At 59.2% G+C, this 19,618-nt stretch carries 22 protein-coding genes; 18 read left to right on the top strand and 4 right to left on the bottom strand.

Going from position 1 to position 19,618, the window contains the following annotated elements:
* The first annotated feature begins 2 nt into the window (after positions 1-2).
* The 9 genes from PGW49_RS01045 (at position 3) to rsfS (ending at position 7,699) form a co-directional block, all read left to right on the top strand.
* The gene (locus PGW49_RS01045; protein ID WP_270225092.1) at positions 3-932 is read left to right on the top strand and encodes a YcjF family protein; all 930 of its coding nucleotides are present in this window, start codon (positions 3-5) and stop codon (positions 930-932) included.
* Between the two features lie 10 nt (positions 933-942).
* The gene (locus PGW49_RS01050; protein ID WP_270225094.1) at positions 943-2,820 is read left to right on the top strand and encodes a TIGR03960 family B12-binding radical SAM protein; all 1,878 of its coding nucleotides are present in this window, start codon (positions 943-945) and stop codon (positions 2,818-2,820) included.
* Positions 2,817-3,629: a TIGR03936 family radical SAM-associated protein gene (locus PGW49_RS01055; protein WP_270225095.1), complete on the top strand. Its 813-nt coding sequence runs from the start codon at positions 2,817-2,819 to the stop codon at positions 3,627-3,629. Before PGW49_RS01050 ends, PGW49_RS01055 begins: the two co-directional genes overlap by 4 nt.
* Before the next feature lie 67 nt (positions 3,630-3,696).
* Positions 3,697-4,071, top strand: coding sequence for a 50S ribosomal protein L21 (gene rplU, locus PGW49_RS01060; protein ID WP_035138585.1), 375 nt, complete (start codon positions 3,697-3,699; stop codon positions 4,069-4,071).
* A 33-nt stretch (positions 4,072-4,104) separates the two neighbouring features.
* Positions 4,105-4,362: a 50S ribosomal protein L27 gene (gene rpmA, locus PGW49_RS01065; RefSeq protein ID WP_006236075.1), complete on the top strand. Its 258-nt coding sequence runs from the start codon at positions 4,105-4,107 to the stop codon at positions 4,360-4,362.
* 85 nt (positions 4,363-4,447) lie between these two features.
* A complete protein-coding gene (gene obgE / locus PGW49_RS01070) occupies positions 4,448-5,914 on the top strand; it encodes a GTPase ObgE (protein ID WP_270225102.1) in 1,467 nt (488 codons plus the stop codon).
* A gap of 3 nt (positions 5,915-5,917) precedes the next feature.
* Positions 5,918-6,595: a nicotinate-nucleotide adenylyltransferase gene (gene nadD / locus PGW49_RS01075; protein WP_089573445.1), complete on the top strand. Its 678-nt coding sequence runs from the start codon at positions 5,918-5,920 to the stop codon at positions 6,593-6,595.
* A gap of 87 nt (positions 6,596-6,682) precedes the next feature.
* Positions 6,683-7,216: a bis(5'-nucleosyl)-tetraphosphatase (symmetrical) YqeK gene (gene yqeK, locus PGW49_RS01080; protein WP_193221482.1), complete on the top strand. Its 534-nt coding sequence runs from the start codon at positions 6,683-6,685 to the stop codon at positions 7,214-7,216.
* 27 nt (positions 7,217-7,243) lie between these two features.
* Positions 7,244-7,699: a ribosome silencing factor gene (rsfS, locus tag PGW49_RS01085; protein WP_035138582.1), complete on the top strand. Its 456-nt coding sequence runs from the start codon at positions 7,244-7,246 to the stop codon at positions 7,697-7,699.
* Positions 7,700-7,795: 96 nt separating this feature from the next.
* Here rsfS and dinB read toward each other — a convergent pair whose 3' ends face one another.
* Positions 7,796-9,049, bottom strand: coding sequence for a DNA polymerase IV (gene dinB / locus PGW49_RS01090; RefSeq protein WP_416242404.1), 1,254 nt, complete (start codon positions 9,047-9,049; stop codon positions 7,796-7,798).
* Positions 9,050-9,250: 201 nt separating this feature from the next.
* Between dinB and rpsP the strand changes: the two genes are divergently transcribed.
* Genes rpsP through PGW49_RS01130 form a run of 8 tightly spaced genes read left to right on the top strand, consistent with a single transcriptional unit; the run spans position 9,251 to position 15,722 of the window.
* Complete coding sequence (gene rpsP / locus PGW49_RS01095; RefSeq protein ID WP_022094749.1) at positions 9,251-9,592, top strand: 30S ribosomal protein S16; 342 nt, start codon at positions 9,251-9,253, stop codon at positions 9,590-9,592.
* A gap of 42 nt (positions 9,593-9,634) precedes the next feature.
* Positions 9,635-9,880 (top strand): KH domain-containing protein, encoded by a 246-nt coding sequence (locus tag PGW49_RS01100; protein ID WP_171021534.1) that lies wholly within the window; start codon positions 9,635-9,637, stop codon positions 9,878-9,880.
* A gap of 34 nt (positions 9,881-9,914) precedes the next feature.
* Positions 9,915-10,406 carry a ribosome maturation factor RimM gene (gene rimM, locus PGW49_RS01105; protein ID WP_233547283.1) on the top strand — a complete coding sequence of 164 codons (492 nt, stop codon included), beginning with the start codon at positions 9,915-9,917 and terminating at the stop codon, positions 10,404-10,406.
* Positions 10,407-10,416: 10 nt separating this feature from the next.
* Positions 10,417-11,175 (top strand): tRNA (guanosine(37)-N1)-methyltransferase TrmD, encoded by a 759-nt coding sequence (gene trmD / locus PGW49_RS01110; RefSeq protein WP_270225106.1) that lies wholly within the window; start codon positions 10,417-10,419, stop codon positions 11,173-11,175.
* 2 nt (positions 11,176-11,177) lie between these two features.
* Positions 11,178-11,741, top strand: coding sequence for a signal peptidase I (lepB, locus tag PGW49_RS01115; RefSeq protein ID WP_270225107.1), 564 nt, complete (start codon positions 11,178-11,180; stop codon positions 11,739-11,741).
* Positions 11,742-11,800: 59 nt separating this feature from the next.
* Positions 11,801-12,712: a glycine--tRNA ligase subunit alpha gene (locus PGW49_RS01120; protein WP_006236091.1), complete on the top strand. Its 912-nt coding sequence runs from the start codon at positions 11,801-11,803 to the stop codon at positions 12,710-12,712.
* 3 nt (positions 12,713-12,715) lie between these two features.
* Entirely contained in the window at positions 12,716-14,812 is a 2,097-nt protein-coding gene (gene glyS / locus PGW49_RS01125) for a glycine--tRNA ligase subunit beta (RefSeq protein WP_270225109.1), read from the top strand.
* Between the two features lie 34 nt (positions 14,813-14,846).
* On the top strand, positions 14,847-15,722 hold the full coding sequence (locus PGW49_RS01130) for a pyruvate, water dikinase regulatory protein (protein WP_270225110.1): 876 nt from the start codon (positions 14,847-14,849) through the stop codon (positions 15,720-15,722).
* Between the two features lie 616 nt (positions 15,723-16,338).
* Here the strand turns inward: PGW49_RS01130 and PGW49_RS01135 are convergent.
* From PGW49_RS01135 to PGW49_RS01145, 3 genes are read right to left on the bottom strand one after another with little or no spacing between them, the layout of a single operon-like run.
* Positions 16,339-17,481: a methyltransferase gene (locus tag PGW49_RS01135; RefSeq protein ID WP_270225112.1), complete on the bottom strand. Its 1,143-nt coding sequence runs from the start codon at positions 17,479-17,481 to the stop codon at positions 16,339-16,341.
* Entirely contained in the window at positions 17,474-18,553 is a 1,080-nt protein-coding gene (locus PGW49_RS01140; protein ID WP_333519628.1) for a radical SAM protein, read from the bottom strand. Before PGW49_RS01140 ends, PGW49_RS01135 begins: the two co-directional genes overlap by 8 nt.
* Complete coding sequence (locus tag PGW49_RS01145; RefSeq protein ID WP_270225113.1) at positions 18,550-19,275, bottom strand: DUF5969 family protein; 726 nt, start codon at positions 19,273-19,275, stop codon at positions 18,550-18,552. Before PGW49_RS01145 ends, PGW49_RS01140 begins: the two co-directional genes overlap by 4 nt.
* Before the next feature lie 198 nt (positions 19,276-19,473).
* Between PGW49_RS01145 and PGW49_RS10440 the strand changes: the two genes are divergently transcribed.
* A partial coding sequence (locus tag PGW49_RS10440) for a DUF1648 domain-containing protein (RefSeq protein ID WP_416335478.1) occupies positions 19,474-19,618 on the top strand: 145 nt, incomplete at its 3' end.

Here is a 19,618-nt window from a genome sequence, read left to right on the forward strand (position 1 = left end):
CTATGAAAATTCCCGTAGATAAGCTGACCCGCGCTTTTAAGATGGGCGCGTCCGTTAAGAAGGATTCCGATACGCCGGTGCGCGTCTCGGTCTATCTGGATTCGTCCGCCTCGCGCTTTCTGGCCGAGACGGTGCGTGACGCCTTTGTGCCGCAGACGACCTCGGGCATTGTGCGCGTCGAGCGTCTGGGGGAGGAGCGAATTGCTCCAAAGACCGATACCGATGTGGTGCTGGTGCTCTCGTGTGGTTCCGACCGCTTGGAGAGTGCCGTGCAGGAGCTCGTGATCGCCGGCGCGCCCGTGTGCGTGCTTGCCGAGTCTGCTGTGGAGGTGCCGTTTATCGAGGAGTCCACGCCCATGCTCGGCGTGGTAGCGGCAACCGATAAGACGTATCTGCTCGAGACGCTTGCCCGCTGGATTCTCGATCGCACCGACAAGGAAACGGCTTTTGCGGCGAACTTTGCCTTCATGCGCATCGCGGCGGCCAACCGTATCATCACCTCGTGCGCGCTCACCAATATGGCGACCGGTGCACTGGTGTTTTTGCCGGGCGCCGATTATCCCGTTATGGCGCTGGCGCAGGTGGGCATGCTCTTTGATCTCGCTGCCGTCTTTGGACGCGGCATTAAGCCTGAGCGCGGCTACGAGGTCGCGGGCGTGCTTGCCGGCGGTCTTGTGATCCGCGCGGTCACCCGCGCACTCGTCAAGCAGACGCCGCATATTGGGTTTGCCGTCAAGGCGCTCACTGCTGCCGCGGGCACCTATGGCATGGGCCGTGCGCTCGTTTCGCTCTACGAGCGCGATGTCGACTACAGCCGTGCCAACGAGGTGGTCACTGCCACGTTCTTCCGCGTTCGCGATCTGGTGACCACGGTCGCGGGCGCTACCCGTCCTATGGCGTCCTACCAGGACGCATCCGATCTCGCTGCTTAGGGGTTTTCCGTTGCGCGTTGCATACCAAGACTGTTTTCATTTAATTGAGCCGCTGCTCGCCAAGGTCGAGAAACCGAGCCGCTATATCGATCACGAGTGGGGCACGCTTTCCAAGGCCGATGCCGACTACCGTTGCTGCCTGATCTATCCGGATGTGTACGAGGTCGGTCTGCCCAACCAGGGTATCGCCATCCTCTACAACATCCTTAACCAGGCCGAGGGCATCTCCTGCGAGCGTGGCTATGTGCCGTGGCCCGATATGGGTGACGCTATGCGCGAGGCGGGCATTCCGCTGCTCTCGCTCGAGGGTGCAGCGCCGGTCGCTTCGTTTGATATCGTCGGTCTGCATGTGCCGCACGAGATGGCGGTGACGAACTTCCTCGAGGCACTCGACCTCGCTGGCATTCCACTGTTGGCGGCCGACCGAGGCGAAGACGACCCCATCATCATTGCCGGCGGCCCCTCGGTGTACAACCCAGAGCCGTACGCGGCCTTCTTCGATGCCATTCTCATCGGCGAGGGCGAGGAATCGCTGCTCGAGACCTGCCAGCTGCATCGCCGCCTGCGTGACGAAGGGGTCCCGCGCGCGCAGATTGTCGAGCAGCTTGCATCCATTGCCGGCAACTACGTGCCGTCGCTCTATGAAGTTCGTCACGACGAGCCCTGCTCGCCGCATGGCTACACCGTGCCGCGTGAGGGCAAGGATGCGCCGACCGTGGTCTACAAGCGCGTCGTCGAGGATTTCGGCGCCACGAATCCGCTGTCGCAGTCGTGCGTGCCTTATGCGCAGCTGGTCCACGACCGCCTGTCTATCGAGATCCTGCGCGGCTGCGCCCGCGGCTGTCGTTTTTGCCAGGCCGGCATGACGTATCGCCCGGTGCGCGAGCGCTCGGCCGACCAGATCGTCTCGTCGGTGATTCAGGGTCTGGAAAAGACCGGCTATGACGAGGTGTCGCTGACCTCGCTCTCCACGACCGACCACTCCTGCATTCGCGACGTGCTCGGCAGGCTCAACCGCCGCCTGGAGGATACGGGTATTCGCGTGTCTATTCCGTCGCAGCGCCTGGATTCGTTTGGCGTGGATATGGCCGAGTCGGTCGCCGGCGAAAAGAAGGGCGGACTGACGTTCGCGCCCGAGGCCGGCAGCCAGCGCATGCGCGACATCATTAACAAGAACGTGACCGAGGAGGACCTGGACCGTGCGGCCAAGGCGGCCTTCGAGGCCGGCTGGAACCGCATGAAGCTCTACTTTATGATGGGCCTTCCCGGCGAGCGCGACGAGGACATCGTGGCCATCGCCAATCTGGCCGATCACGTGCTGGAGCTCGGTCGTTCCGTGGTGCCCAAGGCTCGTCGCGGCTCGATCTCGGTGTCCATCTCGGTTTCGGTCTTTATCCCCAAGGCTGCCACGCCGTTCCAGTGGTGCCCGCAGCTCGACTACGACGACGTCAAACGTCGCCAGAAGCTGCTTGTCACGAGCGTTCGCAACCGTGCCGTCCGCGTGCATTACCACGATGCCGAGACCTCGCTCATTGAGGCCGCGCTGTCCCGCGCCGGTCGCGACATGACGCCCGTCATCATCGATGCTTGGCGCTCGGGCTCCCGCTTTGACGCCTGGGTAGAGCATTTCTCGCTCGATAACTGGAAGGAGGCTGCTGCCAAAAACGGCATCGACCTCAATGAGCTTGTGCACCTGCCCTACGAGTTGGACTGGCGCCTGCCGTGGGAGCATGTGAGCCCCGGCTGCACGCGCGGCTTCCTCGAGCGCGAGTACCGTCGCTCGCTCGAGGGTGTCACGACTCCCGACTGCACCCGCACGTCGTGCACCGGCTGCGGGATCTGCCCCACGCTCCACGCCAAGAATGTATTGATGGGTGATCGCGCATGAGTGAGCGCCTGACCGACAACCCCTCGCTCTTTAGGCTTCGTGTTCGCTATGGCAAGCGCGATCGCCTTAAGTACCTGGGCCATCTCGAAGTAATCCATACCATTGAGCGCATCGTGCGCCGTGCGGGACTTCCCTATGCCGTCACGCAGGGCTTCTCTCCGCACATGCGCGTGGGCTTCTCTTCGGCGCTACCGGTTGGTACGTCGTCGACCTGCGAGTGGTATGACCTGTTTATGACCGAGTTCGTGGCGCTCGACGAGGCGTTTGAGCGCCTAGCTGCGGCGTCTCCGGCCGATCTGGCGCCCATCGAGGCGGCGTACATCGACGTGCGCACGCCGGCATTGACGGCGCAGCTCACGCGCCTGTCGTATCGCATCGACTTACACCTGGATCCCGAGGCGCCCGTAAGCGCCGACGAGGTGCGTCGTGCGATCGACACGCTGCGCGCGGATCATGGCATCGACTACGCGCGCGGCAAAAAGAGCAAGCGCTTGGATTTGGATCACACGCTCGTTGGCTATGAGCTCACGGCGGGGGAGCGCCCGGACCATTTGGTTCTCATGCTCGACACCCATGCCGACAACGAGGGCTCTATGCGTCCGGAAATTTTGCTTTCTGCTGCTGATGTTTTGTTGCAGGGCTTGACCCCGGGCGTGGATGCACCTATTGTTTCCACCGGTATGCAAGACCTCGTGACCATCTGCTCCTACGATGTCGAGCGTCAGAATCAAGCATGCGAGGACGACGAGGGCCGACTCGTCAGCCCCATACCTGTGCGAACTTGTGGATTTGCTCCACATACTCGTTGACGGGGGTATTTTCGCCTGCTACTATATTCGGCTGTTGCACTAACTGATGCATGAAGGGCAAGTAAACATGTACGCAATCGTTAACACGGGCGGCAAGCAGTACAAGGTCGCCACCGACGATGTCATCACCGTCGAGAAGATCGAGGGCAATGAGGGCGACAAGGTCACCCTGCCGGTTATCTTCCTCAACGATGGTAAGAAGATCGTCACCGATCCCGACAAGCTGGCCAAGGCCAAGGTTACCGCTCAGATCGTTGAGCAGTTCAAGGGCGAGAAGCAGCTGGTCTTCAAGTTCCACAAGCGTAAGCGCTATCGTCGTCTGAAGGGTCACCGTCAGCAGCTCACCAAGCTGAAGATCGTGAAGGTCCAGGCTACGTCCCGCGCCAAGAAGGCTGTCAAGGCAGAGGCCGAGGCTGTTGCCGAGGCTCCCGTCGCCGAGTAGATTACACTCGTAACGAAAGAGTAGGTATACACAATGGCACACAAAAAAGGACTCGGTTCCTCCCGTAATGGCCGTGACTCCCGCGGTCAGCGCCTTGGCACGAAGCGCTATGCCGGCCAGACGGTAACCACGGGCACGATTCTCGTCCGTCAGCACGGCACGCACATCCACCCGGGTGAGAACGTTGGCCGTGGTAAGGACGACACGCTGTTCGCGCTGGTCGACGGTACCGTTGAGTTCCACAAGGGTATCAAGCACAGGGTCAGCGTACGCCCGCTCGCGAACGCGTAATTCACCCTTCATAGAGCACATATGTGGGAGGCACTTGAGTTTTAGGATTCAAGGGTCTCCCTCTTTTTTGTAGGAGGCGATTCTGTTGTCACAGTTCACCGATATCAGCCGCATTAACGTGTGCGGCGGCGACGGCGGAGCCGGATGCATGTCGTTTAGGCGCGAGGCATTTGTCCCCAAGGGCGGGCCCGATGGCGGCGACGGCGGTCGTGGCGGCAATGTCGTCATCCAGGCCGATGCTCAGCTGTCTTCGCTGATCGATTACCGCTTTAAGCATCACTTCCGCGCCGAGCGCGGCACGCACGGGCAGGGTGCCCGTCGTAACGGTAAGAGCGGCGAGGACCTGATTCTCAAGGTCCCTATGGGTACCGTGGTGCGCGAGCTCGATCCCGAGACGCAGACCCCGATGTTCGAGATGGCCGACCTGGTGCACGATGGCGAGCGCGTCGTCGTGGCGCCCGGCGGTGCCGGCGGTCTGGGCAACACACACTTTGTGACGTCGGTGCGTCGCGCTCCGGCCTTTGCCCAGCTCGGCGAGCCTGCCGAGGAACACTGGATCGAGCTCGAGATGAAGCTTATGGCCGATGCCGCGCTTGTGGGCTTTCCCTCGGTGGGTAAGTCATCGCTCATTGCGCGCATGAGTGCCGCCCGCCCCAAGATTGCTGACTACCCGTTTACCACGCTCGTGCCGAACCTCGGCATGGTGCGTGCCGGCGAATATTCTTACGTCGTTGCCGACGTCCCCGGTCTCATCGAGGGCGCGAGCGAGGGCAAGGGCCTGGGTCACCAGTTCCTGCGCCACATTGAGCGTACGGCGCTCATCATGCACGTCGTCGATATGACGGGTGGTTTTGAGGATCGCGATCCGGTCGAGGACTATCGCATCATCAACCGCGAGCTCGAGCAGTATGGCGCCGAGCTTTCGGAGCGTCCGCAGATCGTCGTTGCCAACAAGTGTGATGCGCCGGGCACGGCCGACAAGATTGCCGACCTTAAGCGTGCGGCGCTCGACGATGGCCATATGTTCTTTGCCGTGTCTGCTGTTACGGGCGCCGGCCTCAACACGCTGATGCTTGCCGTGGGCGAGCAGGTGGCTAAGCTTCGCGCCGAGCTGGCGGTCTCTGATGAGCCGGTCGATCTGCGCGACGAGGAGTGGGAGCGTCGCCGCCTGCAGCGCGAGAAGCGTTTCCGCATTGTCCAGGAAGAGCCCGGTGCCTTCCGCGTGGTCGGTCGTGCCATCGAGCGCATGGTCATCCAGACCGACTGGGAAAACGAGGAAGCCGTCATTTACCTGCAGCATAAGTTTGCGCGTATGGGTGTTGACGACGCGCTCGAGAAGGCCGGTTGCCGTGCGGGCGACGAGGTCCGCATTTGCCAGCGCGCTTTTGACTTTGAGGGCGCCGAGGACTTCTCGGAGTACGAAGAGCTCGAGGATGCTGGCGAGGACGTTGCCGTCGAGGCCATTGACGTGGCCGATGCTGCGGATGAGGGCGTCGAGGTTGTCGATGCGGCGGATGCCGAGGACGATGCCGAGACCTCGGAGGGCGAGTAAGCCATGTCGCTGCGCGGTGGAATCGGTCTGCCCGAGCTTCCTCTAGAGGACGGGCAGGAGTTTAGGCTCGGCATTATGGGTGGCACCTTTGATCCCATCCATTACGGGCACCTGGTGACCGCTGAGCAGGCGCGTGAGTCCCTCGACTTGGATGCCGTGCTCTTTATGCCGGCGGGCACGCCTGCCTTTAAGCTTGACAAGCCGGTGACGCCTGCCGAGGACCGTTATGCCATGACGGTCCTCGCCACCGCCGCGAACCCGGCCTTTTTGGCGAGCCGGTTCGAGATCGACCGCCCGGGCGTAACCTATACGGCTGATACGCTTCATGCCCTTCGCGACTTTTACCCGCCGCAGGTAAAGCTCTACTTTATTACGGGCGCCGATGCGATTATCGATATCGTGACCTGGCATGATGCCGAACGAATCGCTGAGCTTGCTACCTTTATTGCGGCGACACGACCGGGCTTTGATATCGATACAGCGCGTGCCCGAATCAAAGAGTCGGGGCTGCCGTTCGACGTGCGCTATATTCAGATTCCGGCGCTGGCGATCAGCTCGACGAACATTCGTAAGCGAGTTGCCCGCGGCATGAGCGTGCGCTATCTTACGAGCGAGTCCGTGCTCGGCTACATTCGCAAACGCAGGCTATATGCCGATTTGGGCCAAGAAGATTTTGAGTGATGGGGGTCTACGTTGTCGGTAGAGGATCAGTTTGAGGGCGATGAGCGCGCGCTGCTCAAGCGCATTCAAGAGCTGCTCGATGTTCGCATGAAGGATAAGCGCAAGCGCTATGTGCATTCGCTGGGTGTTGCCGAGACCGCACTTCATCTGGCCGAGGTCTACGGCGTTGACCGCTTTGATGCCGCTGCCGCCGGCCTGATCCATGACTGGGACAAAGTGCTCTCCGACGACGAGCTGGTCACGCGCGCTCTGCATTACGGCATTAAGATTGCCGGCTCTCCTTCCGCCGCGACGCCGCTTTTGCATGGCCCTGTTGCCGCCTATGAGCTTCCGCAGCTTTTTCCCGAGCTGTCGCCGGCCGTTTTCCAGGCTGTCGACCGTCACACCGTGGGTGCCTGCGACATGACGCCGCTCGATATGGTGGTCTTTGTGGCCGATGCCATCGAGCCCAACCGCCACGGCGACTATGCGCATGCGCTGCGCAAGATGGTGGGGGAGTCGACGCTCGATGAGTTGTTCTTCTCCTGTTTTGCGCAGGGTTTGGTCTATGTGATCCAGTCCGGGCGCTATCTTTATCCCACAGCTATTACGATTTACAACCATTACGCCCAGCTGCGCTAGCTCGGGCTGTCTAGAAAGAGGTATTCCATGGCCGACGAGACCATGACCGACGAGCAGATTCTTGAAGGTGTGGAGCACAAGAGCTTCGTCGCCACGTCCGACCGCACTGCCGCCTCGCTGTCCGCGAGCGGTGTCGCCGCCGAGGATGTCGCCCGCGCCGCCGCGCAGGCCGCCTACGACAAGAAGGGCGAGGACGTTCAGGTGCTCGACCTGACCGAGCTTTCCGACGTATGCGACTACTTTGTGCTTGCCACCGGTACCAACAACCGCCAGGTCGATTCTATCGTCGATGAGATCGAGGAGAAGGTCGCCGAGGCTTGCGGCGAGCACCCGTTCTCCATCGAGGGTCGCGAGCAGAAGACCTGGATGCTCATGGACTATGGTTCGGTTGTCGTCCACGTCTTCACTCCCGAGGCGCGCGACTTCTACCGTCTCGAAAAGCTCTGGGGTGACGCTCCCCAGCTCCCCCTCAACCTCCTCTAGTAGCTCATTTGAGACGGGGTTTAGCTACCCTCACGCATATCGCCGGGCAGGTGCGGTTTTCCGCACCTGCCCGGCTTTCTTTTTGCCCAAAGGCGGTTAATCGTTGAAGCGGGATTGGCGGCCGAAGGATAGGGCGGTGTCGCCGAATTTGTCTCGGACGGCGTCGATGGCGACGGAGAGGTCGCGGCGGTCGCTGGATTGGGCTCCGCGGTCATCAATCTCGCAGAATAGGTCGGTCTGGATACCGCCTTGGTGGTTGAAGTCACTCATGCCGATACCCGCAAGACGCACGTGCATGCCTTCTTGCCAGATATTTTCGAGTAGCTCGAGCGCTACGGCCACAAAGATATTTTCGTCGTCGGTGGGGTGGGGCAAGCGGCGCTGTGCCGTGCGCCCGCTGCCATACGAATACTTGAGCTTGAGCGTTACGGTTCCGCCCGTCAGCCCCTGACGGCGCAGGCGGCGCCCAACCGACTCGCCGAGCAGCGCAATCGCCGCCTCGATATCCCCACGCTCAGTCAAATCCTTAGCAAAGGTGCGCTCATTGCTCACCGATTTAACTTCACGTTCCTCGTCCAGGCTGGTGACCTCGGATACTTCGAGCCCCAAAGCACGTTGACGCATGCGCTCGCCATTCACGCCAAAGATTGCAGCCAGGGTGGACTTTGGCGCGCGTGAAAGCTCGCCGAGCGTATAGATGCGCATGCGACGCAGTCGCTCCTCGGCCGAACGCCCGATTCCGCTCATGGCGGACACGGGCAGTGCGGCCAAAAACCGCTGTTCCGTACCGGGGCGCACAATGGTCAGACCAAACGGCTTGTCGCGCTCGCTTGCGATTTTGGCCACGGTCTTGTTGCACCCAACGCCGATGGAGCACGTCACCCCCAGCGCCGCAACGCGATCGCTTATGCGCTGCGCTACCAGCAGCGGGTCCTCGGGCGCAAACCGGCCCGGTGTGATATCGATAAAGGCCTCGTCGATGGACACGCGCTCCACGCGCGGTGTCTCATCGGCAAGGATCGCCATGACCTGTGCGCTCACCTCACGGTAGCGATCAAAGTGTCCGTGCGTCCAAATGGCCTGCGGGCACAGGCGCCGCGCCTCGGCCGAGGCCATGGCAGAATGCACGCCAAAGCGACGTGCCTCGTACGAACACGTGGACACGACGCCGCGTGACCCGGCGTCTCCGCCCACGATGAGCGGCTTTCCGCGCCATTCGGGATGATCGAGCATTTCCACGCTCGCAAAAAATGCATCGAGGTCCATCAGGCCCACTGCCGGACCCGTCCAGGGCGGCGGCGTGACGCCCATGGCATCCTCATAACCGTATGTATGTTCGCGTCTTTCCATGTCATGAGTATACCGCGCAGCTCATGTGGGGTGCGTGTATGTGCTTGCAAATCCCGAATTCTTGTCTAAGATATGGATTTGCCCTCGACTACACCGAAGAAGTTGGTCTCACGGACTTCACCTGCCCGCGTCGATGGCGTATTATGTTCAACTGTTTGTTTGTAGTTGCAGCCTAAAGCTGCTTGGTTGGAGGAGTTTCCTTTGGCAGTCAAGATTCGCCTTGCTCGTCACGGCGCTAAGAAGCGTCCGTACTACCGTGTCGTCGTCGCCGATTCCCGCGCCCCGCGTGACGGTCGTATCATCGAGGAGGTTGGCCGCTACAACCCGATGACCGCCCCCAAGACCATCAACCTCGACCTCGAGAAGATCGCCGACTGGCAGTCCAAGGGCGCTCAGCTCACCGACGCTGTCGCCGCTCTGGTCAAGGCCGCCAACGAGGGCGAGAAGACCGAGACCGTCGTCAAGAAGTCCAAGAAGCAGCTCGCCAAAGAGGCCGAGGCCGCTAAGGCTGCCGCTGAGGCCGCTGAGGGCGCCGAGGAGTAAATCGTGCCTGAGGTTGACGCTGCACAGCTCGAGGGTGAGGCAATGCTCTCAGATCGCATCGCCGATCTCGTCGAATATCTCGTTGTTCAGATCGTCGACGACCCGGATTCCGTGAGCCTTGAGGTCATCGATGGTGATGACGCCTCTACGATTGAGGTTTCGGTCGCCGAGGATGACGTCGCTAAGGTCATCGGCCGTCGTGGCCGTACCATCAAGGCCATTCGCACGCTCGCCCGTGCACTGGCCGCTCGCCTCGACACTGCTGTCGAGGTAGAGGTTCTGGGCTAGGACCTTGAGGTCCCAGTACAAAAACATCGCCCGTGTGGTCAAGCCGCACGGAAGGAAGGGGGAGGTCCTCGCGCAGCCGCTGCGGGGGCTTCCTTCTGTATTGGAGCCGGGTATGCGTGTCGCCTTGACGCCGCCTGCGCTCAAGCGCGACCGTTTTTGCACGGTCGTGTCCGTCACTGATACGGGCGATGGCGATCTGGTCTCGTTTGAGGGCATAGACGACTTGACGGCCGCCGAGGGCATCACCGGATGCTATGTGCTGGCCAATCGTGACGACTTCGAGCTCGATTCGCTCGACGCCGCCTATACCGACCTCATGGGTCGCGAGGTGATCGATGAGCGCTTTGGTTCGCTCGGCACGATTGTCGAGATCATGTCGACGCCCGCCAACGATGTTTGGGTTGTCGAGGGCGATCGGTACGGCGAGGTGCTGATTCCCGTGATCGAGCAGGTTGTGCTCGATCTTCCCGACACAGGAACAATTTCCGTCCACGTTATGGACGGCTTGATCGATATGGACAAGTAGGGAGGACAGCATGCTGATTGAGACCCTTTCGGTCTTTCCCGAGATGTTTGAGCCCGTCATGTCCACGTCGATTTTGGGCCGCGCCCGCAAGGCCGGCCTTTTTGATTTTAAGGCGTATAACCTGCGCGACTGGACGCACGACCGCCATCGTACCGTCGATGACGAGCCGTATGGCGGCGGGCAGGGCATGCTCATGAAGGTCGAGCCCGTTGCCGAGGCAATCGAGGCCATCAGCTCCGAGGGTCCCAAGCCCACCGTGGTGTTCTTCACCCCCTGCGGCGAGCCCTTTACGCAGCATGTGGCCGAGCGCCTGCTCAAAAGTGAGCGCCTGCTGTTTGTGTGCAGCCGTTACGAGGGCGTCGACGAGCGCGCCTATGCGTATGCCGACGAGCGCCTGTCGATCGGCGACTACGTGCTCACGGGCGGCGAGCTGCCCGCTATGGTCGTGGCCGATGCCGTCGTACGGCTCATTCCCGGAGCCTTGGGCGACGAGATGAGCAACGTAGACGAGTCCTTCTCGACCGCCGAGGACGGTGGCCTGCTCGAGTACGCGCAGTACACCCGCCCCGCCGAGTTCAATGGCGAGGGCGTGCCTCCAGTGCTCGTGAGCGGCGACCACGCCAAGGTCGATGCTTGGCGTCGCAAAAACGCCATCGAGCGTACCTGTCGTTGGCGTCCCGATCTTATCGAGACGGCACACCTTACGCCCGAGGAGCGCGCGTACGCGCAAGAGATTCTGGACGCATCGTATTCGCAGATCGAGGAGTGAGAATGGTCCCATCGCAGCATTCCGTGCTAAAGGGTGCGTTTGAGTGGGTCGTGGTTGTCGCGATTGCGCTGGTCGCCACCTTCTTGATTCGCTCATTTGTGGTCGAACCCTTTGTGGTACCCACCGGTTCCATGGAGTCCACGATCGAGATTGGCGATCAGATTCTGGCGCAGAAGGTGACGCTCGAACTCGGACAGCCCGTCAAACAGGGCGATATCGTGGTGTTCCACAACCCCGACGGCACCTCTGAGCACGATGTTCTCGTCAAGCGCGTCATCGCCACGGCCGGCCAGACGGTCGACCTGCAGGACGGCAAGGTCGTCGTCGACGGCCAGGCGCTCGATGAGGACTATACGACTGGCATGAGCTGGCCGCTTTCGGTCCAAGCTCCCGGCGCTCAGGTGAGCTATCCCTACACCGTCCCTGACGATTGTGTGTGGGTGATGGGCGACAACCGCGAGAACTCTGCTGACTCCCGCTACTTTGGCCCGGTCGACCGCTCCGACTTGATTGCCGTGGCGCTTGTGCGCTACTGGCCGCTCAACCGTATCGGCGCTATCGATTAAAAACCGCTATAGTACAGTACCTAACCGTGTAATCGTTTCGACGAGGGGATATAAGAGGCATGAACGCTTCATCGCTTTCCTTCCAAGACATCATCCTGCGCCTCCAGCAGTACTGGGGCGAGCAGGGCTGCGTAATTATGCAGCCCTATGACTCCGAGGTCGGTGCCGGTACCTTCCATACCGCGACCACGCTGCGCTCGCTCGGTCCCGCCGAGTGGCGCACCTGCTATGCGCAGCCCTGCCGCCGTCCCGCCGACGGCCGCTACGGCGAGAACCCCAACCGCATGCAGCACTACTATCAGTTCCAGGTGCTCATCAAGCCCTCGCCGGTCAACGCCCAGGAGCTCTACCTGGGTTCGCTGGCCGCCATTGGCCTGGACCCCAATGACCATGACGTCCGCTTTGTCGAGGACGACTGGGAGAGCCCGACGCTCGGCGCCTGGGGCCTTGGCTGGGAGGTCTGGCTCAATGGCATGGAGGTCACGCAGTTTACGTACTTCCAGCAGGTGGGCGGCATCGAGGTCGACCCCGTGCCCGTCGAGATCACCTACGGCCTGGAGCGTATCGCCATGTACGCCCAGGGCGTTAACTCGGTCTACGACCTGGTGTGGAGCTACCTGCCCGACGGCACGCCCATGACCTATGGCGACGTGTTCCTCGAGAACGAGCGCGAGTTCAGTGCCTATAACTTTGAGGTCGCCAACGTCGAGATGATGCGTCAGAAGTTTGACGACTACGAGGCCGAGTGCCATTCCTGCCTGGAGCGCAAGCTGCCGCTGCCGGCATATGACTGCGTCATGAAGTGCAGCCACGCTTTCAACCTGCTCGATGCTCGCGGCGCCCTGTCCGCGGTCGAGCGTGCCAACTACATCCTGCGCGTCCGCGCCGTCGCCAAGGCGTGCTGCGAGGCCTACATGGCCGAGGTCGCCGGAGTCAACGAGAATGCCGATCAGGAAGGCGAGGTGGCGTAAGCCATGGCAGACGCTAAGGATTTCCTGTTTGAGATCGGTACGGAGGAAATGCCCTCTGCACCGCTGAACAATGCCGTCAAGCAGCTTGGCACCATGATCGCCAAGGGTCTCGACGAGGCCGGTCTGGCCCACGGCGAGGTCCGCGTGATCTCGAGCCCGCGTCGCCTGGCTGCGCTCGTTGCCGACGTCGCCACCGCGACCGACGAGGTTCACGAGGTCAAGCGCGGCCCCGCGGCCAACATCGCCTTCGATGCCGACGGTAACGCCACCAAGGCCGCCCAGGGCTTCGCCCGCAAGTGCGGTGTGGCTGCCGAGGATCTGGTCCGTCGCGAGGACACCGACGGCCGTGAGTACGTCTTTGCCGAGAAGAACATCCCTTCCGCCCCGGCCACCCCGATTCTGACGGCCCTGTGCGAGAAGACCATCGCCGGCCTGCAGTGGCCCAACTACCGCTCTCAGCGCTGGGGTCACGAGCACGCCACGTTCGTGCGTCCGGTCCGTTGGATCTGCTGCCTTTTGGGCGAGGACGTCGTGCCCGTGTCGTTTGCCGACGTGACGAGTGGCAACACCACGCGCGGACATCGCGTTCTGGGCCCCGGTGACCATACGGTCGCCAGCCCCGCCGTCTACGAGCAGGTGCTAGAGGACGCCGGCGTGCTCTCTGCCGAGCGTCGTCGCGAGGCTATCCTTGCCGGTATCGCCGAGGTCGAGGCTGCGCGCCCCGGTTGCCACGTCGATACGCCCAAGAAGGTTTTCGAGGAGGTCATCAACCTCTGCGAGTGGCCGACGGTGCTCGTCGGCACCTTCGATGAGGAGTTCCTCAAGGTCCCGCATGAGATCATCTGCGAGTCTATGCTCACCAATCAGCGCTACTTTCCGATCTATGACGGCGAGGGCAAGCTGACGCGTGAGTTTGTGGTCGTCTCCAACAGCAAGCCCGAGAATGCCGAGCGCGTGATCGACGGCAATGAGCGCGTCGTGCGCGCCCGCCTGGACGACGCCAAGTTCTTCTACGAGGAGGATCTGAAGATCTCCCTCGACGAATTCCGTGAGCGTCTGGCCAAGGTCGCCTTCCAGGAGAAGCTCGGCAGCGTGCTCGCCAAGTCCGAGCGTATTGAGCAGCTCGCGCTCGCTATTGCCCGCGAGGCTCACCTGGGTGCCCACCTGGCCGCCGACGCCGCTCGCGCCGCTCACCTGTGCAAGGCCGACTTGGTGTCCAACGCCGTCGTCGAGTTCACGAGCCAGCAGGGCGTGATGGGCGGTTACTACGCCAGCGCGATGGGGGAGAACGACGAGGTCGCTCACGCTATTCGCGATCACTATCGTCCCCGCTTTGCCGGTGACGAGCTCCCCGAGGGCACCGCTGGCTGCATCGTGGCCTGCGCCGACAAGCTCGATACCATTGCCGGCATCTTTGCCATCGGCGAGCCCCCGACCGGCTCTTCCGACCCGTACGCGCTGCGTCGTGCCGCCATCGGCATCATCAACATCCTTCGCGACCGTCTGCCGATCGACCCCACGTCGCTCATCGACTTTGCGCTCGAGCTCTATAGCGAGCAGGGCATTGAGTTCGACGCCGCCGAGGTCGCCCAGCAGGTTCGCGACTTCTTCCACGGCCGTTTGGTGAGCATGGCCCGCGACGAGGAGATCCCGGCCGACACCGTTGCCGCCGTTTCCGCGGTGCACATTATTGCCCCGTCGGTCTTCTTCGCCCGCTGCGCCGCCCTCGATGAGGCCCGCAAGAACGACGCCGAGACCTTCGACAACCTGGCGACCGCTTACGCCCGCGCGGCGCATATCTCCAAGTCCGAACTGGGCGCGGAGTACGATCGCGCTCTGATGGGCGAGGTCGAGCTTGCGCTTGCCGACGCCTCCGAGGCCGCTCAGACCGCCGTCGATGCCGCGCTTGCTACCGAGGATTATCCTGCCGCATTCGCTGCCCTCGCCGCCCTGCGTGCCCCCATCGACCGTTTCTTCGACGAGGTTATGGTCATGGACAAGGACGAGCAGCTCCGCGATAATCGCCTTAAGCTGCTCAACCGCTTCGAGGCCGTTTTCTCCGGCATCGCCAACATCGGTGAGCTTGCCCGCAAAAAGTAAGCTATCCTGCGCATAAGCGCAAAAGGAGCCCCGCATGGATTGCCCGGTCACCGCTAGTCCCACCGTTATCGTTATCTCCGACTCGCTCGGTGATACCGCTTGTGAGGTGGTGCTTGCGGCGTCCGGGCAATTTGATGAAGGGGCTTTTCGTGTTTTACGTCTGCCTAAGGTGACCTCGGTGGAGCAGGTTAAGTCGTTTGTGGGTCCGCATGTCGATGCGGACCATCGCGATATCGCCGTATTCCACACAATTGTCGATCCGGCGCTTCGTGCTCGCGTGCTCGACTACTTGGGCATGCTGCACATTCGCTCGGTCGACCTGATCGGCCCGACGCTTGCCGTGCTGTCGTCGCTTATCGGCGTGCCGCCAAAAGGAGTGGCGGGTGTGATCCATAAGACCGATGACCGGTATTTCCACCGCATCGAGGCCATGGAGTACTTTGTCGAGCACGATGACGGACGTGGTTGCGACGATCTGTCGGGTGCCGATATCGTGCTGCTGGGCGTGTCGCGCACATCCAAGACGCCGCTGTCGATGTATTTGGCCTATCAGGGCTACAAGGTCGCCAACGTTCCGTTGGCGCACGGTATGGAGCCGCCCAAGTCGATTTACGAGGTAGACCCGATGCGGTTGTTTGGCCTGATTTCGACCGTCGACGTTATTTCTGAGATTCGCGATAGCCGCTTGGGCGACGACTATGCCCGTGCCGTCGCCGGCTCCTATGCCGAGCCCGAGAGCGTGCGAAGCGAGCTCGAGGAGGCTCGTGCTCTCATGAAGCGCCTGGGTTGCTTTGTAGTGCGTACCGACGGCAAGGCGATCGAGGAGAGCGCCTCCGAGATCATCGCCCACCTCGATGAGATCCAGGAAGCAAGGGCCCGCCGAGCCGCCCGCCGCGCCCAGCAGCAGTAACTACTGAGTAGCTAATTTGGGACGTGTCTCTATAGTATTGTCAAATCTCCTGGGACGAGCCCGCCCTCCTCGAGTCGCTCGGGAGGCTCGGCGTTGCAGAGACGGCGAGGCCGGACGGGGATTACCTCTTCGTGATGGAGGGGAACCCCGGCGCTGGAGGGCGACGGGGAGGCGCCTCGGGTGCAGCTACACAAGGGGGCCTGTCCACGAGGTCCACGTGCGGGAAGTCAATTAATTTACCGTTCAAAAAGGGGGCAATGTGGGAAAGGGCCAAGCCGACTATTGAAATGACGATAAAGACGAGGCATCCTGATGTATGTCGGAATATAGATAGGACAAAACGTATCATCTATATCGCTTCTATGAAACCCGATGCAAGTTCTTCTCAATCTCGAAATAGATTGAAGGCATTGAGAGGAACTTTATACTACAAAAATCGTAGGTCTGCCACCTAGACAGAAGAAGTGATTTTGTATGCGGAATCTTGCATTTTGAAAACCGGTGCCAACTATGAGGTGTGAGTCGGGCTCGGTAAAGCGCGGGGGAAATGAGATAGGCTGCGCGTCATCAGAGAGTGGCGCGCAGCCTATTGACCTGCTTTCGTATGACGGATGCTTTAGAGGATCCAGGGGCCAAGTGGGTTGCCATCTGCGGAGCAGTCTTGAATCGTTAGGATGGGATTTTGAAAGGGCTGTCTCTCCCTCCACGCCTTCAAGTGATAGGCGCAGACGCGGTCGTAGTGGATTTTTTTGTATGCGCGCGATATCTGTTTTACAGCCTCCTCTTTGCTGGAATATTTTCCTGGAGCATGTGCAACAGATGTGCATGCGATACCGTCGATCCAGCCAGATTGGGGTCCGAGGTTAAAGCTCGAGATTATTGTCAAGACGCCATTGAGGCCAGCTTGCAACAAATCGTTCTGTATTCGTTCAAATGCTGATTGATTGTTGGTTCCAAGGCCAATCATTCCAATTGCAGAGAGGTATCCGCTATCAGTGAGTTTATCTCCTGCACCTCGAATAACCTTGCTTGTGATGTTGAGGCCATCTGGGCCGCCATCGCCAACGAAGGGGTATGGTACGTCTTCTGGGATTGGGAGCAAAGGAGGATTCACCGTAATGAGTTCATAGCTGCAAGAGCTTTCGATATTGTTTAGTGCGTTGTAGAGACTTCCGGTTAGAACAGTTAAATCTTCGCTAATACCATTGACCAGTGCGTTTAGTTGGCAGATTTCTGAGGCGATTGGATTGATATCTATCGCCGTGACGTGCATTCCAGATTTTGCCAGTATGAGTGCCTGGATGCCTGGTCCAGAGCAGAGGTCTAAGGCATTCTTTCCGGGGGATGGGCTTAGCCGACGAGCGAGCCCAATTGAATCAGAGCCAAAATATAGTAAAGGCGAGGGTGATGGCGCATCGGCAAAAAGCCAGATGCCATGATATCGGATTAGAGATAAACCGGAAAGGGAGGCATTGCCATTGTGCTTGCTTAGCAGCCCGAGTGAGGCTATGGTTTCAACAGTGCCTTTCAGCAGACTTCTTTTTGCCACTTCTGAATCGAGATCAATCTCTCCACCTAGCATCAGGAAGGAGACGATCTCTTGATGCTCCCTGTCAAGTTGATCCCAGATGCGATGCGCGCATTCAAAAGGATCTATAGATATGTCAAGTGTGTCTAAAAAATCTGTTACTCCAAGAGTGTCCAATCTACGGAGTGGATTACTCGAGAGCGAATTTAAAGAGGGTAGCACTTCAATCATGTATATCAGACCCATTTCCGATAAAGGTAGTCTCGAATTTAGTCTCGACAATCAAGTCGGCTGCCAGTTTAGGAGCTAGCTTTGCAAGACAGGTCTGTGCCTCTTTCGAGAGGGCGATGTCTTCGCAAATCTCGCATTGAGAGAGGTAGCTTGAGCGCCCAAATGAAGAAAGGCCTCCGCTCGTGCGCAAGTGCTTCAGCAGCCCTCCTGGTCCTATGTATTGTATGTAATTAAGTAGGAGCAGCTGCAGTTCATTAATGTCATCCGTCAGATTGATTTTGCCAAGATCGAAAAGCCAAGTTCCCTCTGCATTTATTCCGCAGCAGGGTGCAAGATGGCAGTTTGGGGAAATAACGAAGTCTCGGCCGCAGTCGGAACAGTGTGACGCTAAGAGACGTGCCTGCGGTCGCGCATTTTGGTTGAGACTGAGATTTCGTGCGCGCCCAATTCGCGTGATGCCTGAATCCGTGATGAAGCGGGCTGGCGCGCTGGGAGGCTGGGTATTATCGTCGAACTGATGCAGGAGTGGAATGTCTTCATTAAGGTACTTGCACAGGTATGCCGGGCTGATTGTACTGTTGTTATCTCTGCAGACCGCAATGCCGAGAGTTTGAAAGCCCATTGTTTTTGCTGAGTTCCAAAGGTTGCGCACATTCTCGAGGGGTATATATTCCGCATGAAAGTCGTCGCAGCTGATATTGATTTCGTCAAGGCCACATGACTTCAATTCGTTGAGGAACGTTTCTGCGTCTCTTTCGCTTTTTGCCCACCACGCATTCGTTACAATTCGAGTAAAGAGTCCTAAAGAATTCGCATATGCGATGGCCTCGAGAAGGTCATCGCCAAGAAGGGTGCATTCTCCGCCCGTAAACACAACAACACCACTTCCGACGCATACTTCGGCGAAGCTATCGATGAATTGCCGCATTTGGGGAAGAGTAAGCCTGTCACTGTTGTTCGGAGTGCAGCTCATCAGACAATGATCACACACAGCGCCACATTTATATGTTGTTATAAATGTCAGCATTCGAGGTCTGCGGAACAGCACGTGCTGCGAGCTTTCGGAAATCATGCCGCGAGCAAACGGGCGTCGGTGATTACCAAGGTGCCTTCGTTCTCGGAGTAAGTAACTTCGAATTCGACGGAGCGATAATACCCGCGGGCGACCCCATTGGAAGCCCCTTCGGGGTTGATGGTATTGAAGCTGGAATTCTTGATTGCTGTTTTAAGCATGGCTGCTTGCCTCGCTGCACTCAAGCCCTCTTGATCAAATTTCCTGAAAACAGAAGTTTGTTTGTACGATTCCGATAGTTCAACAACATCAGGTTTGTTCATAAAAATAGCTGATCCATAGCCCATTGTGTTGACGTCGTACTTAAGGTTGGCGTTGTTTTGAGCATTCGCGTTTGCGTTTGCCATTCCGTTTGCGTTCAGAATGATGTTTGCGTTCGTTACTGCGTTTGCATTAAGTACAACGTTTACGAGAGGTATCGTTTGCGGCTCAGCTTCGTTGTCCTCGTCATAATATGCAAGTTGGATACGACGATATACTGCGCGTGCAACGGGGACACGCGCCTCCTTTTCGGTTGACTCCACCAGTTCGTACAGAGAGACTTTTCGATTTCCCGCTTTGATTTGGAGGTCTGTAATTCCATATTTCTGGAATACGGCACGAGGCTGAGCTTCGAAATCGCGTCTTGCGTCGGTAGATTGTTCCGCGTCCGCGACCAGTTTTTCAAGGATGCTAAGCTGGGACTGTATTGAGAGTTCGTTTAGGTGGTTCACATTGTCCATAGCGGTGACCTCCAATGTTGAATAGCTGTCTTGAAAGACTACGTCATGCTAGTGTCGGTATCGATTTGATACTACGAACAAATTAGAACTAAATGGATATAGTTTCCATACTAATCAAAACAAACTTGCATTCAAGTTTTTATTTATACTTGATTTAAGGCGGAGTGGAATGTGGGTGCGCAAGGAGACGCGGAATCGATGAGAGCCTCAAAAAAAAATACTGCAGTGTTATCATCTTTCATCCTCTCTATTCTTCCATTTCTGATTCTATGGGCGGCTTGGTCAGTCCTCCCTGATACAATTCCCGCTCATTGGAGTGGGGGTGTGGTTGATCGATGGGGTA

Source organism: Collinsella aerofaciens, assembly GCF_027679495.1.
Taxonomy (GTDB): domain Bacteria; phylum Actinomycetota; class Coriobacteriia; order Coriobacteriales; family Coriobacteriaceae; genus Collinsella; species Collinsella aerofaciens_AK.